This is a genomic window from Mesorhizobium sp. M0340, from assembly GCF_040321535.1.
Taxonomy (GTDB): Bacteria; Pseudomonadota; Alphaproteobacteria; order Rhizobiales; family Rhizobiaceae; genus Mesorhizobium.
Window position 1 is genome coordinate 169922 of the sequence record NZ_JAMYRR010000008.1, and the last position, 12633, is coordinate 182554.

General features: G+C 63.7%; 12 protein-coding genes. 11 read left to right on the plus strand and 1 reads right to left on the minus strand.

Translation table 11 applies throughout. From position 1 onward, the window contains the following. Positions 1-101: 101 nt before the first annotated feature. The 7 genes from NKI79_RS14580 to NKI79_RS14610 all read left to right on the plus strand — a co-directional run bounded on the left by NKI79_RS14580 (position 102) and on the right by NKI79_RS14610 (position 7035). On the plus strand, positions 102-287 hold the full coding sequence (locus NKI79_RS14580; RefSeq protein ID WP_352802268.1) for a hypothetical protein: 186 nt from the start codon (positions 102-104) through the stop codon (positions 285-287). Positions 288-434: 147 nt separating this feature from the next. Next, positions 435-887 carry an RrF2 family transcriptional regulator gene (locus tag NKI79_RS14585; RefSeq protein WP_352802269.1) on the plus strand — a complete coding sequence of 151 codons (453 nt, stop codon included), beginning with the start codon at positions 435-437 and terminating at the stop codon, positions 885-887. 49 nt (positions 888-936) lie between these two features. Continuing rightward, positions 937-2283: an FAD/NAD(P)-binding protein gene (locus NKI79_RS14590; protein ID WP_352802270.1), complete on the plus strand. Its 1347-nt coding sequence runs from the start codon at positions 937-939 to the stop codon at positions 2281-2283. Positions 2284-2603: 320 nt separating this feature from the next. Beyond that, positions 2604-2810 (plus strand): winged helix-turn-helix transcriptional regulator, encoded by a 207-nt coding sequence (locus NKI79_RS14595; RefSeq protein ID WP_352701159.1) that lies wholly within the window; start codon positions 2604-2606, stop codon positions 2808-2810. Between the two features lie 319 nt (positions 2811-3129). Then, positions 3130-4554, plus strand: a complete 1425-nt coding sequence (locus tag NKI79_RS14600; protein WP_352802271.1) for a pyridoxal-phosphate dependent enzyme — start codon at positions 3130-3132, stop codon at positions 4552-4554. Then, positions 4551-5732: a cystathionine gamma-synthase gene (locus NKI79_RS14605; protein WP_352802272.1), complete on the plus strand. Its 1182-nt coding sequence runs from the start codon at positions 4551-4553 to the stop codon at positions 5730-5732. Before NKI79_RS14600 ends, NKI79_RS14605 begins: the two co-directional genes overlap by 4 nt. 325 nt (positions 5733-6057) lie before the next feature. Then, on the plus strand, positions 6058-7035 hold the full coding sequence (locus NKI79_RS14610) for a GlxA family transcriptional regulator (protein ID WP_352802273.1): 978 nt from the start codon (positions 6058-6060) through the stop codon (positions 7033-7035). 150 nt (positions 7036-7185) lie between these two features. Here NKI79_RS14610 and NKI79_RS14615 read toward each other — a convergent pair whose 3' ends face one another. Continuing rightward, complete coding sequence (locus NKI79_RS14615) at positions 7186-7473, minus strand: GIY-YIG nuclease family protein (protein ID WP_352802275.1); 288 nt, start codon at positions 7471-7473, stop codon at positions 7186-7188. Positions 7474-7740: 267 nt separating this feature from the next. Between NKI79_RS14615 and NKI79_RS14620 the strand changes: the two genes are divergently transcribed. The 4 genes from NKI79_RS14620 (at position 7741) to NKI79_RS14635 (ending at position 12614) form a co-directional block, all read left to right on the plus strand. Next, complete coding sequence (locus tag NKI79_RS14620; protein ID WP_352476857.1) at positions 7741-9045, plus strand: M24 family metallopeptidase; 1305 nt, start codon at positions 7741-7743, stop codon at positions 9043-9045. A 20-nt stretch (positions 9046-9065) separates the two neighbouring features. Further along, complete coding sequence (locus NKI79_RS14625) at positions 9066-9743, plus strand: isochorismatase family protein (RefSeq protein WP_352802277.1); 678 nt, start codon at positions 9066-9068, stop codon at positions 9741-9743. A gap of 16 nt (positions 9744-9759) precedes the next feature. Continuing rightward, on the plus strand, positions 9760-10761 hold the full coding sequence (locus NKI79_RS14630; protein WP_352802279.1) for an alpha/beta hydrolase: 1002 nt from the start codon (positions 9760-9762) through the stop codon (positions 10759-10761). Positions 10762-10973: 212 nt separating this feature from the next. Further along, a complete protein-coding gene (locus NKI79_RS14635) occupies positions 10974-12614 on the plus strand; it encodes an ABC transporter substrate-binding protein (RefSeq protein WP_352802281.1) in 1641 nt (546 codons plus the stop codon). The last annotated feature ends 19 nt before the right edge of the window (positions 12615-12633 follow it).

The window sequence follows — 12633 nt, forward strand, 5'->3', positions numbered from 1 at the left end:
GGCAAACCCATGCTGCGAGCAGCCAAGAAATTGGAAACAAGTTCCCTGTGTTAGCGGTTAAGTCTAGTATCCTTATCGACATTGAAGGATTGGAGAGGACGATGAGCGACGCCACCCTCCTTGTTGCCGTGCGCGGCATGCTTTGGCCTTCAAATTCAGGGGCAGACGCTGCCGTCGGCATTCTCGCCGATCGGGACATTCCTGCCGCCGGCCAGTTTGCCGGTGTGCCATCGGCGGCGGCTCCTGTGCTCGCAAGGGCCCCGGCCAAAATGGCCATTGCGGCTTGAAAATGAAGCAAGATCAACGGTTCTCGGCTTGTATATCATGTCACTAGAATTTATCTGTAGTGACAGCTTGGACGCGGCGGGGAGGCACGCCAGGCGTTTCGCAACCGGTGGCCTTGCGCCATCGCATGACAGAGAAACGTTCGGGTTATGCTCACGAAAAAAGGTAAGTACGGCCTCAAGGCGCTCGTCCATCTGGCGCGCCTGCCGGTTGGACAGCTCGCCTTCGTCAACGACATCGCCACAGGAAACAATATTCCGAAGAAGTTCCTTGATGCCATTCTTGGCGAATTGCGCAATGCCGGGTTCGTCCAGAGCCGCAAGGGCAAGGACGGCGGCTATCGGCTGGCGCGTCCGGCGGACGAGATCAAGGTCGGCCACGTCGTGCGCGTGCTCGACGGGCCGCTTGCCCCCATTCCTTGCGCCAGCCGCACCCAATATCAGCGCTGCGAAGACTGCAACGAGGCGACATGCCAAGTCCGACACCTGATGCTGGAGGTCCGGCAGGCCATCGCCGAGGTGCTGGATCGGCGCAGTCTCGCCGAAATGCGCGATATCGTCGGCGACGAAGACTTTTCGGCGGCGTTGAAAATCCAGGCCTGAACCAATCTCTCCTGAGCCGGCGACGATCGCCAGGACAGCTGGTGTGCGTATGACCGGGCGCGCTACGCCAAATTCGATCATCATTGTCGGTGGCGGCGCCAGCGGCGTCGTGCTTGCGGCGCATCTGCTGAAGTCGCCCAATCCCGATCTCCGCGTCAGCCTGATCGAAAAACGCCCGCATTTTGGGCAAGGCATAGCCTATTCAACGCTGCTGTCGGCGCATGTGCTGAATGTCAGCGCGTCGGGCATGAGCGCCTATGCCGACGATCCCGGCAATTTCTCGCGCTGGCTGCTTGAACGCGGCATAGCGACGCCGGAACAGGCGCCAGTCTATGCGCCGCGCAGCGTCTACGCCCGCTACCTCAAGGAGCTGCTCGACGAGCTCGAGGCGCGTGAGCAGCAGACGGGCCGGCTGCGCCTGATCCGCGAGGAGAGCCTGTCGATCTCGCCGACCGCCTCCGGCGTCGAGGTAGCGCTGGCCAACGGCACCAGCGTGGTTGCGCATCTTGCCGTGCTCGCCACCGGGCATGACGAAGAGCCGGGGGCGGGGCAGGGGCATGCTATCAGGATGGGATCCGAGGCGGACACTGCGCTCGACCCCGAAGCCCAAGTCCTGGTGCTGGGCACCGGCTTGAGCATGGTCGATGCCTTCCTGTCGCTCGAGCAGCGCGGCCACAGCGGCGAGATCGTCGCGGTGTCGCGGCGCGGCCTGCTGCCTTCGCCGCATCGCAAGGGCAATCCGATCAAGCTCGACGTTGCCGATATTCCGCTCGGCACCCAGCTTTCCTATTTCGTCGGCTGGTTCCGCGACCTGATTCGGGAAAACCAGAGGGCCGGCATCGACTGGCGCGACGTCGTCGACGGTCTGAGACCCTTCAACCAGAAGATCTGGCAGAACTGGCCGTCCTCGGCCAAGCGCCGCTTTGTCGAGCACACCAAGGCCTGGTGGGACATCCACCGCCATCGCATGGCGCCGGAAGTCTACGCTCGCGTTGCCGAGGCGGTGCAAGCGGGCCGCATCCGCCTTGTCGCCGGGCGCGTCGTCGAGATCGCCGGCGGCGACGGCTTCAGGGTACAGGTCCAGTCGCGCCACACGCAGCAGCTCGAAAGGTTCGACGTTGCTCGCATCTATGATTGCACAGGCATCGCCAGGGACATCTCGACCACCTCGAACAGCGTGGTACGGTCGCTGGTCGACCGTGGGCTGGCACGGCCGGATCCGCTGCGCCTCGGCCTCGACGTGACCGCGAACTGCGAGGTCATCGCCGGCGACGGCACGGTATCCGCCAAGATCCTCGCCGTCGGGCCACTGACGCGCGGCACCTTCTTCGAGATCGACGCCATTCCCGATATTCGTGTGCAGTGCGCGCGGCTGAGCAAGCGCTTGCTCGGATGAGGCTCCCTTTGTCTTGACGCAATTCGGATGCAAGACCGCCGCCGTCGGGTGAAAAGATCTCGACGGCATAACCGCGTTCGCTGAAGGCGAACCAAGGGTGCGGGAGCTCGCTCCACCAGAGCCAAGCCCGTGGTGGTCGAGACAGCTAAGCGATTACGCCACGTTTCGGCCGTCTTGCATTGACCGGATTGGTGTCGCGCACGCTCGTCTTAGGTCTCCTCCATGGATTTTGTAGTCGGCGAGGCCATAAGCCCCGACCCTGGCCAGATGGCCGGGCAAATTCTGCTTTCGTCGTCACTGTGCCTTGCCTACCATGGCGCATGACCCAACACGGAAGACTCTACGGCTGTCCGGTCGAGTTCGCGCTCGACGCGCTCGGCGGCAAATGGAAGACGGTGATCCTGGCGCGCATCAAGGAACAGCCGATGCGCTATTCCGAACTGCGCCGGCTGATCCCTTCGCTTTCCGACAAGATGCTGAAGACCTCGTCAGCCTCTCGGTCTATATCGCCGGCGACCTGGACATAGGGCCGGCCTTCGGAGCCTGGATGGCCTTCTGGGCAAACCGTGGCGCGCCGCCGATCATCAAGGTGCTGCGCGTCGCCGGCCTCGGCAATCCGGATTTTCTGATCGAGATCGAAGCCCAGGCCGCGATCGCCTGAACCCTAAGCAGGTTCTGCAAATCTTTTGCCTTGCCTGGAGCCGGCGAAGCTTTCGCGAAATTCCATTCCCCTGCTGGCGGCCGGATTGGCACGATCTATCTTCTTTCCAACTGCAAACGGCTGGAAAAGACGGTAGGTTGCCGTCTTCCAGGGCGGTTGCTCATTCTGGCAACGGAGCATCTGATATGAGCAAGCACAAGATCGTGGCACAGGACGATGCGTCGTCCCGCCTGCGCCCGCCCTATGCCTCGGTTCTCGACCTGATCGGGCAGACGCCGATCGTCGAGCTGACCAAATTCGACATCGGCAAGTGCCGGCTGTTCATCAAGCTCGAAAGCCAGAATCCCGGCGGCTCGATCAAGGACCGCATCGCGCTGTCGATGATTGCCGCCGCCGAAAAACAGGGCAAACTGAAACGCGGCGGGACGATCGTCGAGGCGACCGCCGGCAACACCGGTCTTGGTCTCGCCCAGGTCGGCATCCCCAAGGGCTACCACATCATCCTTGTCGTGCCTGACAAGATGTCGCGCGAAAAGATCCAGCATCTGCGGGCGCTCGGCGCTGAAGTGCGCATGACGCGTTCCGATGTCGGCAAGGGCCATGCCGAATATTATCAGGACATGGCCGAAAAGATCGCCGCCGAGCTGCCCGGCGCCTTCTATGCCAACCAGTTTGCCAACCCGGCCAATCCGCATGCCCACGAGACCACGACCGGGCCGGAGATATTTCAGCAGCTCGAAGGCGATGTCGATGCGGTGGTCGTCGGCGTCGGCTCCGGCGGCACGCTGACCGGGCTCGGCCGCTATTTTGCGAAAGTCTCGCCGAAGACCGAAATGGTGCTCGCCGATCCGGTCGGCTCGGTGCTGGCGCCGCTGATCAAGACCGGCAAGATGGTAGAGGCCGGAAGCTGGACCGTCGAAGGCATCGGCGAGGATTTCGTGCCGCCCAATGCCGATCTGTCGCTGGTCAGGAAGGCCTATTCCATCCCCGACAAGCAGAGCATGCTTGCGGTGCGCGACCTGCTTTCGAAGGAAGGCATTCTCGCCGGCTCGTCGTCGGGCACGCTGCTTTCGGCAGCACTCCGCTATTGCCGCGAGCAGACCGTGCCGAAGCGCGTCGTCACCTTCGTCTGCGACAGCGGCAACAAGTACCTGTCGAAAGTCTTCGACGATTTCTGGCTGGCTGAGCAGGGCCTTGCCGAGCAGGAGCAGCATGGCGACCTGCGCGACCTGGTGATGCGCACGCTCCGCACCGGCGATGTCGTGTCCGTCGGCCCCGACGAAAGCCTGCTCAACGCCTATGGCCGCATGCGCCGCTCGGATGTCTCGCAACTGCCGGTGCTGGACGAGGGCAAGCTCGTCGGCATCATCGACGAAAGCGATATCCTGGCCAAGGTCGAAGGCCCCTATGACAGCCGCTGGGACCGCTTCAAGGCTCCGGTTAGGACGGCGATGACCACCAATCTGCACACGCTGCAGGCCAGCCAGACGCTGGACGCGCTGCTGCCGGTGTTCGACCGCAACGAGGTCGCCATCGTCTTCGACGGCGACGAGTTCATTGGCCTGATAACCCGCATCGACCTGATCAACCATCTGAGGCGCGCCCGATGACCATAAAAGCCACTGTATCGGGCAAGAACCGCCTCGCCTTCTCGACCCGCACCATCCATGGCGGCCAGAGCCACGACCCGACGACGGGCGCGGTGATGGTACCGATCTACGCCACCTCGACCTATGGCCAGCAGAGCCCGGGCGTGCACAAGGGCTTTGAGTATGCCCGCAGCCAGAACCCGACCCGCTTTGCTTTCGAGCGCGCTGTGGCCGACCTCGAAAGCGGCACAGCCGCCTTCGCCTTCGCTTCGGGGCTGGCGGCGATCGCCACGGTGTTTGAACTGCTCGATTCAGGCGCGCATATCGTCGCCACCGACGACATTTATGGCGGCACGTTCCGATTGCTCGAGCGGGTGCGCAAGCGCTCGGCCAATTTGCAGGTCGACTTCGTCGACTTCACCGATCTTGCCGCGGTCGAAGCCGCGATTCGCCCCGAGACCAAAATGCTCTGGGTCGAGACGCCGACCAATCCGCTGCTGCGTGTCGTCGATCTGGAAGCGGTCGCAGCACTGGCCAGGCGCAAAGGCGTGCTTTCGGTCGCCGACAACACCTTCTGCAGCCCCTATCTGCAGCGGCCGCTGGAGCTCGGCATCGACATATCAGTGCATTCGACTACCAAATACCTCAATGGCCATTCCGACATGGTCGGCGGGATCGCCGTGGTCGGCGACAACAAGGATCTCGCCGACCGGCTGAAATTCCTGCAGAACGCCATCGGTGCCATTTCCGGGCCGTTCGACAGTTTCCTGGCGCTGCGCGGCTTGAAGACGCTGGCGCTCAGGATGGAGCGCCATTCGTCCAACGGCCAGAAGATCGCGCACTGGCTGGAAAGCCGCCCCGACATCCGTCGTGTCATCTATCCCGGCCTGCCCAGCCATCCGCAGCACGCCATCGCCAGGCGGCAGATGCACGCCTTCGGCGGCATGATCACGGTCGAGCTCGACCGCGACCTCGCCGGCACCAAGCGCTTCCTCGAACACACGCAACTGTTCACGCTGGCCGAAAGCCTCGGCGGCGTCGAAAGCCTGATCGAGCACCCGGCGCTGATGACGCACGGCTCGATCCCGGCGAAAAAACGCGCCGCGATCGGGATATCCGATTCGCTGGTGCGCTTATCGGCCGGGATCGAGGATGGTGATGATCTGATTGCGGATCTGGATCAGGCGCTGGCGAGTTGAGCCCGGCAACAAGAACCTTGCGAGACGTCGGCGGGACAATGCCCCCTCTGCCCTACCGGGCATCTCAGCCACGAGGGGGGAGATTGGCCGTCATCTTGCGCTTTCGCCAACCTCCAACGCTGAAACACGGACGTGACGGCGAAGCTGCCGATCTCCCCACTTGTGGGGGAGATGTCCGGCAGGACAGAGGGGGCGTGAAGGATCGCCAACGAGCGGCGCTTGTTCTGCATCCATCCATGTGTCTTACACTCTATTCCGTTGACCTTGGCGCCATCTGGCAGAATTGTAGCTTCCTGATCCACCTTGCTGCTTGGCTCCGGAAGCTATGAACAACCGACAACGCAACCAACGGACGGCAAGCGATACCCCGCTCACATTCGCTATCCTGGTCTTCCCCGGCTTTCCGATGATGGCGTTCAGTTCGGTCATCGAGCCGTTGCGCGCCGCCAACGTGCTGGCCAAGCGGGACTGCTATCGCTGGATCATCGTCGGCGCCGCCGAAGGCCCGGTGGAGGCCTCGAACGGCGTCGTCATCCAGCCCGGTTTTTCCGCCCATGACGCGCCGAAGGTCGATCGCATCGTCGTCTGCTCGGGCGGCGATGCCGATCATCTCGTCGCATACGATGCCGTGAGCTGGATCCGCAAGAGCCTGCGCGGTGGCGCCCATATCGGTGCTGTGGCGGATGCGGCGTTCTTCCTTGCCCGCGCGGGCCTGCTCGACGGCCATGCCTGCACCTTGCACTGGACCAGCCAGGCGGCCTTCACCGAGGCCTTTCCCGACATCGAGCTCAGGCGCGATCTCTACGTCATCGACCGCAAGCGCTTCACCTCGGCCGGCGGTGTCGGCAGCCTCGACATGATGCTGGAGATCATCACCCGCGATTATGGCGCCGAGCTGTCGGCCGGCGTCGCCGAATGGTTCGTGCACAGCCCGCTGCGCTCCAGCGTCGACCGCAAGCTGATGCCGCTGCGCTTACGCACCGGCGTGCAGAACGAACTGGTGCTGTCGGCCATCGCCATCATGGAGGATGCGGTGGAGGAACGGCTCGGCATGGCGGAGCTGGCGAATAGGCTTGGCGTCTCCTCCGACAAGCTCGAACGCAATTTTCGCTCCGAGCTCAGCATTTCGCCCAACGGCTACTACCGCCGGCTGCGGCTGAAGCGTGCCGCCGATCTTTTGGCGCATTCGACGCTGATGGTGCGCGACGTGGCGCTCGCCTGCGGCTTTGCCTCAATGTCGAGCTTTGCCCGCGCCTTCAGGGAAGAGCATGGGCATGCGCCGAAGGTGATGCGCAGGCATTAGGGGCTTCTGCAAGCCGCAAACGTCGGAGATTGGCCGAACACCCCTCCGTTCGTCATCCCAAGGCGGAGCAAGGAGCGAAGCGACGCGGCGCAGACCCTGGGATCCATGCCGTTACCTCGCGGCAGTGCTCCTGCGGACCAGAACCGAATGCTACCACCCCGTCCCGCGAAAAAGCTCGAACCATTCCGGATTGGTCTTCTCGATCAGCTCGATCTTCCATCGGCGTGGCCAGCGCTTCAGCGACTTCTCGCGCTGGATGGCGTCGACAATGTCGAAATGTTCCTCATACCAGACCAGACGCTGCACACCGTAACGGCTGGTGAACCGCGAGCCCTCGCCGGATTTGTGCTCCGGCATGCGGCGGCCGAGGTCGTTGGTGACGCCGATATAGATCGTGCCGCGCTTCTGGCTTGCGGTCATGTAAACGTAGCCCGTCATGGTTTCAGGGTAGCGAGCATCGATGCGCGCACAAGCGCCATTCCGCCGCATTCTACGACCAATGTCACGGCATGGATCCTAGGGTCTGCGCTGCGTCGCTTCGCTCCTTGCTCCGCCCTAGGATGACGAAAACGTTCGGGCTCACAGTCAATCGCCGAGGTAATTGAAGGGGGCTGCCGCCTAGCGGCATCCGGCACAACACCTGCGGGATTCCGCACAGCCTCTGCGCAACGCATGGCTCATCGTCGCCGCTTCCAGGAGGCACCCATGAGCATTGTCGTTTTTGACCCCGACAGCACCGAGGACGTCGACTTCAAGGACCGCATGCGCCATCCGGCGGCGGCCGATCCGGCCGGCGGCATGTGGCTGTCCGATACCGAGCCGTCCTTCATCGACGCCGACGCGCTGCGCAAGGGGCGCCTTGCCAGGCTGCGTGCCTGGATGCGCGAGGCCGGCTATGGCGGCGTCGTCCTGTTCGACCCCTACAACCAGCGTTACGCCACCGGTTCGCGCAACATGTTCGGCTATTTCCTGCGCAACTCGACGCGCTACTTCTTCATCCCCACCGAAGGGCCGATCGTGCTGTTCGAATATCCGCAGAGCTACCATGTCTCGATGGTGCTCGACACGATCGACGAGGCGCGTCCGTCCAAGCTGGTATGGTCTTCAGTGTCGGGCCGCGACGACGAAACCGCGGGTCCCTTCGCCGACGAGATCGCCGATTTGCTCAAGGCGCATGGCGGCGGCTCGATGAAGCTCGGCCTCGACCGCTGCAGCCATCTGCAGGCGCTGGCGCTCGAAAAGCGCGGCTGCGACGTCCGCGATTGCCAGGGCGAGATTTTGGCGGTGCGTGCGGTCAAGACACCCGAGGAAGTAAAATGCCTGCAGGTGTCGATGGCCGGCGCCGAGGCCGCCGTCTATGCCGTGCGCGAGGCGATCAAGCCCGGCGTTTCCGAAAACGAGCTGTTCGCCATCATGTATGGCGAGGTGATCCGCCAAGGCGGCGAGTTCATCGAAACCCGTTTGCTGACCTCGGGCCAGCGCACCAATCCTTGGTTCAACGAAGCGAGCGGCCGCAAGATCAGGCCGGGCGAGCTCTTGGCGCTCGATACCGACACGATCGGCTGCTACGGCTATTATTCGGACTTCTCGCGCACCTTCCGCTGCGGCCCGGGCAGGCCGACGGATTACCAGAAGTCGCTCTACAAGATGGCGCACGACCAGGTTCAGCACAATATCGGGGTCGTCAAGCCGGGCATGGCGTTTCGCGAGATTGCCGAAAAGGCCTGGAAAATTCCTGACCGCTTCGTCGACCAGCGCTACACCTCGGTCATGCACGGCGTCGGCATGCATGGCGAGACGCCGTTCATCGCGCATGCCATGGACTACGAGACCTATGGCCGCGACGGGGTCATCGTGCCCGGCATGGTGGTCAGCGTCGAGAGCTATATCGGCGAGAAGGGCGGTCGCGAGGGCGTCAAGCTGGAGGACGAGATCCTGATCACCGAGACCGGCACCGAGCTTCTGTCGCGGTTCCCTTATGAGGACGAGTTCCTTGACAGGCAAGTTTGAGTGCTGACAGGCAGTTTTGCATGAAAAGCCCGATCTCGATCAAGTCCGGCAAGGCGGCGGCGGTGTTCATCGATCTCCAGGAGGAGCATCGGCGGGACAAGCGCTATCTGGTCGAAGGCTATGGCGATATCCTCGCCAACGTACAGCGCCTGCAGGCAGCGGCACGGGCCAATCATGTGCCGTTGTATCACTGGGCCTATGTCGTCGATGTCGCCACAGCACGGCCGTTCCACCCGGTCGAGACCAACGGCAAGTCGGCCTTTTCCGACAAGGACGATCCGCTGACGGCGATCTGTCCGGAAGTGGCGCCTGCAGCCGGCGAGACGATGATGGTCAAGACGCAGGCCAGCGCCTTTGGTGGAGGGCCTGCCGCCGGGCGGCTCAAGGCCGACGGCATCGAATGGCTGGTCGTTGCCGGCGTCTGGACCGAGGCCTGCATCGATGCCACCGTCAAAGATGCGGTGGCGCTCGGGTTTCGCGTGCTGCTGGTCAAGGATGCTTGCGGCAGCGGCAGCACGGCGATGCACCAGACGGCCATCCTCAACCTCGCCAACCGGCTCTATGGCGGTGCCGTCACCACCACCGCGGCCGCCTGCCGGCTGCTGGCCGGCGAGACGGTCGATGCCTGGCAGGTCGAGGGCTCGGTGCCGCTGCGTTTCAGCTACGAAAACGCCGCCCGGCTCTACGCCGAGCTCTGAGCGGGATCGCGCCGCGATGGTCACCGAAGCCGAGCGACCCGAAACGACAGACCGCGGAAAATACCTGACGCTGCTCGATCCGGAGCTGTGGGCCTATATCGATCGGGTCAACGAGTGGTATCCGCCCGAAATCGTCTACATGCCGATCGACAGGCAGTGGGCGGTCTATGATGCCATGTGCCGGGCGTTTCGCGAGCCCTATCCACCCGGCGTCAAGGCCAGCGACAGCAGCGTCGGCGACCGTGCGATCCCGGTCCGGCGTTACCATATGGCGGGAACGGCGCCGCAGGCGATGGTCGTCTATTATCACGGCGGCGGTTTCGTGCTTGGCGGGCTCGACAGCCATGACGACATCTGCGCCGAGATCTGCGCCGGCACCGGCTTTGCGGTTCTGTCCGCCGACTACCGGCTGGCGCCTGAACATCTGCATCCGGCGGCCTTCGAGGATGCGCTGGCGGTGTTCGAATGGGCTGCGGCGACGACCGGCCTGCCGATCGTGCTCTGCGGCGAGAGCGCCGGCGGCAACCTGGCCGCAGCAGTGGCGCAGGCGACGCGCCGCCATCCTCGCCGCGCGATCGGCCAGGTGCTGATCTATCCCGAATTGGGCGGTGACGAGCTAGACGGCCCAGAGCTGGACGGCAAAGCGCGCACCGGCTCCTATATCGAGCACGCCGAGGCACCGCTGCTGACGTTGCGGGACGTCGAATTCTACCGCCATATCCGGGCAGCGAAGGGGCAGTCGCCGGACGACCCGACATTTTCGCCACTTAACGATAGCGACTTCTCCGGCCTGCCGCCGACGGTCATCGTCACCGCGCAATGCGATCCGCTGTCATCGGACGGCCAGACCTATCGCGACCGCATCCTTGCCGCCGGCGGTAAGGCATGGTGGCGCGAGGAGCCGCGCCTCGTGCACAGTTTCCTGCGCGCCCGCAAGACCGTGCCGCGCGCCAGCGAGGCCTTTGATCGCATCGTCGCGGCTATAGCCGCGCTGGGCGGGGGTAAGTGGCCGGAGTGACGGCGGAGTGCGGCTCTCATGCCGGCCAGGCAAGCGCAGAAATCCTCTCTCCTCAAGCTCCCCACTGCGGAACAGCGCACAACAACTGCGGAAACCCGAACACTTGCCCGCTCAGGCCAGCATTATCATCACCTCACGTAAGGCGCCCCTGCGAAACGCATCCACCCCCGCGGCGCGGTCGGTCGGAGGCGCCCAACAAAGAGGGAACGACGATGAAGTTCATGCTGACCGATCGGAAATTGCATCCGCAGGCCGCGCCCGTCGCCGACGGCTTCAAGAAGGGCCAGATGAACCGGCGCGAATATCTCGCCACCATGGCCGCGTTTGGTGTCAGCGCTGCCGGCGCGCTGGCGCTTGGCGGGCTTGCTCCGTCACCGGCCAGGGCCGAGGAGGCGAAGCGCGGCGGCGTCTTGCGCGTTGCCATGAACGTCAAGGGCTGGAAGGATCCGCGCACCTTCGACGGCGTCGAGATGTCCAACGTCGCCCGCCAGTGTAACGAATATCTGGTGCGCTGGAACCGCGACTTCACCTTCGAGCCATGGCTGCTCGAGAGCTGGGAGACCAGCGACGATGCCCGCGTGCTGACGCTGCATGTCCGCAAAGGCGTCAACTGGTCGAATGGCGACACCTTCAACGCCGACGATGTCATTCACAATCTGACGCGCTGGTGCGATGCGTCCGTCGCCGGCAATTCTGTCGCCGCGCGGATGGGCGCGCTGGTCAACGCGGACACCAAGAAAGCCGTCGACGGCGGCATCGAACGCGTCGACGACTTCACCGTGCGGCTCAATTTGCCCAAGCCCGACATCTCGCTGATTGCCGGCATGGCCGACTATCCGGCGTTGATCATGCACCGCAGCTATGAAGGCGACGGCGACCCGCTGAAGGCATTGGCGATCACCACCGGGCCGTGCGAACTCGTGGCATGGGACGCCGAGGTCGGCGCCGAAGTCCGCCGCAAGGACAAGCCATGGTGGAAGGGCGAATTCTACCTCGACGGCATCAAATGGGTCGACTACGGCTCCGACCCCAACGCCATGCTGTCGGCCTTCGAATCGGGCGAGATCGACACCGACCACGAAACCGCCTCCGACACGGTTGCGCAGACCGACTCGATGGGCCTGAGCAATTCCGAGATCGCCACCGGCTCGACGATCGTCGCGCGTTTCAATGTCGCCAATCCGCCCTATGACGACATCAAGGTGCGCCGCGCCGCCCAGCTCGCCGTCGACAACGCCGCTGTGCTGAAGATCGGCATGGACAACCGCGGCAAGCCGGCCGAGAACCATCATGTCGGGCCGATGCATCCCGAATATGCCGATATCGGCCCAGCCGTGCGCAACATCGATCAAGCCAAGGCCCTGCTCGCCGAGGCCGGCAAGGCCGATCACGAATACGAGCTCATTTCGGTCGACGTCGACTGGCAAAAGACCACCGGCGACGCCATCGCAGCGCAGATGCGCGAGGCTGGGCTGAAGATCAAGCGCACGGTGCTGCCGGCCGCCACCTTCTGGAACGACTGGAGCAAATATCCGTTCTCCTGCACCGAATGGCTCGGCCGGCCGCTGGGCGTGCAGGTGCTGGCGCTGGCCTACAAATCGGGCGCCGCCTGGAACGAGAGCGCCTACGCCAATCCGGAATTCGACAGCCTGCTCGACAAGGCGCTGGCGATGCCCGATGCAGGCGCCCGCAAGGAGATCATGGCAAAGATCGAGCAGAATCTCCGCGATTCCGGCATCATCATCCAGCCCTACTGGCGCTCGGTCTACCGCACCTACCGCAAGGGCGTGCATGGCTGCGAGCAGCACCAGTCGCTCGAGCAGCATTTCGAGAAGGTCTGGCTCGAGGCGTGACTCGTGCCGCCCGACGGAA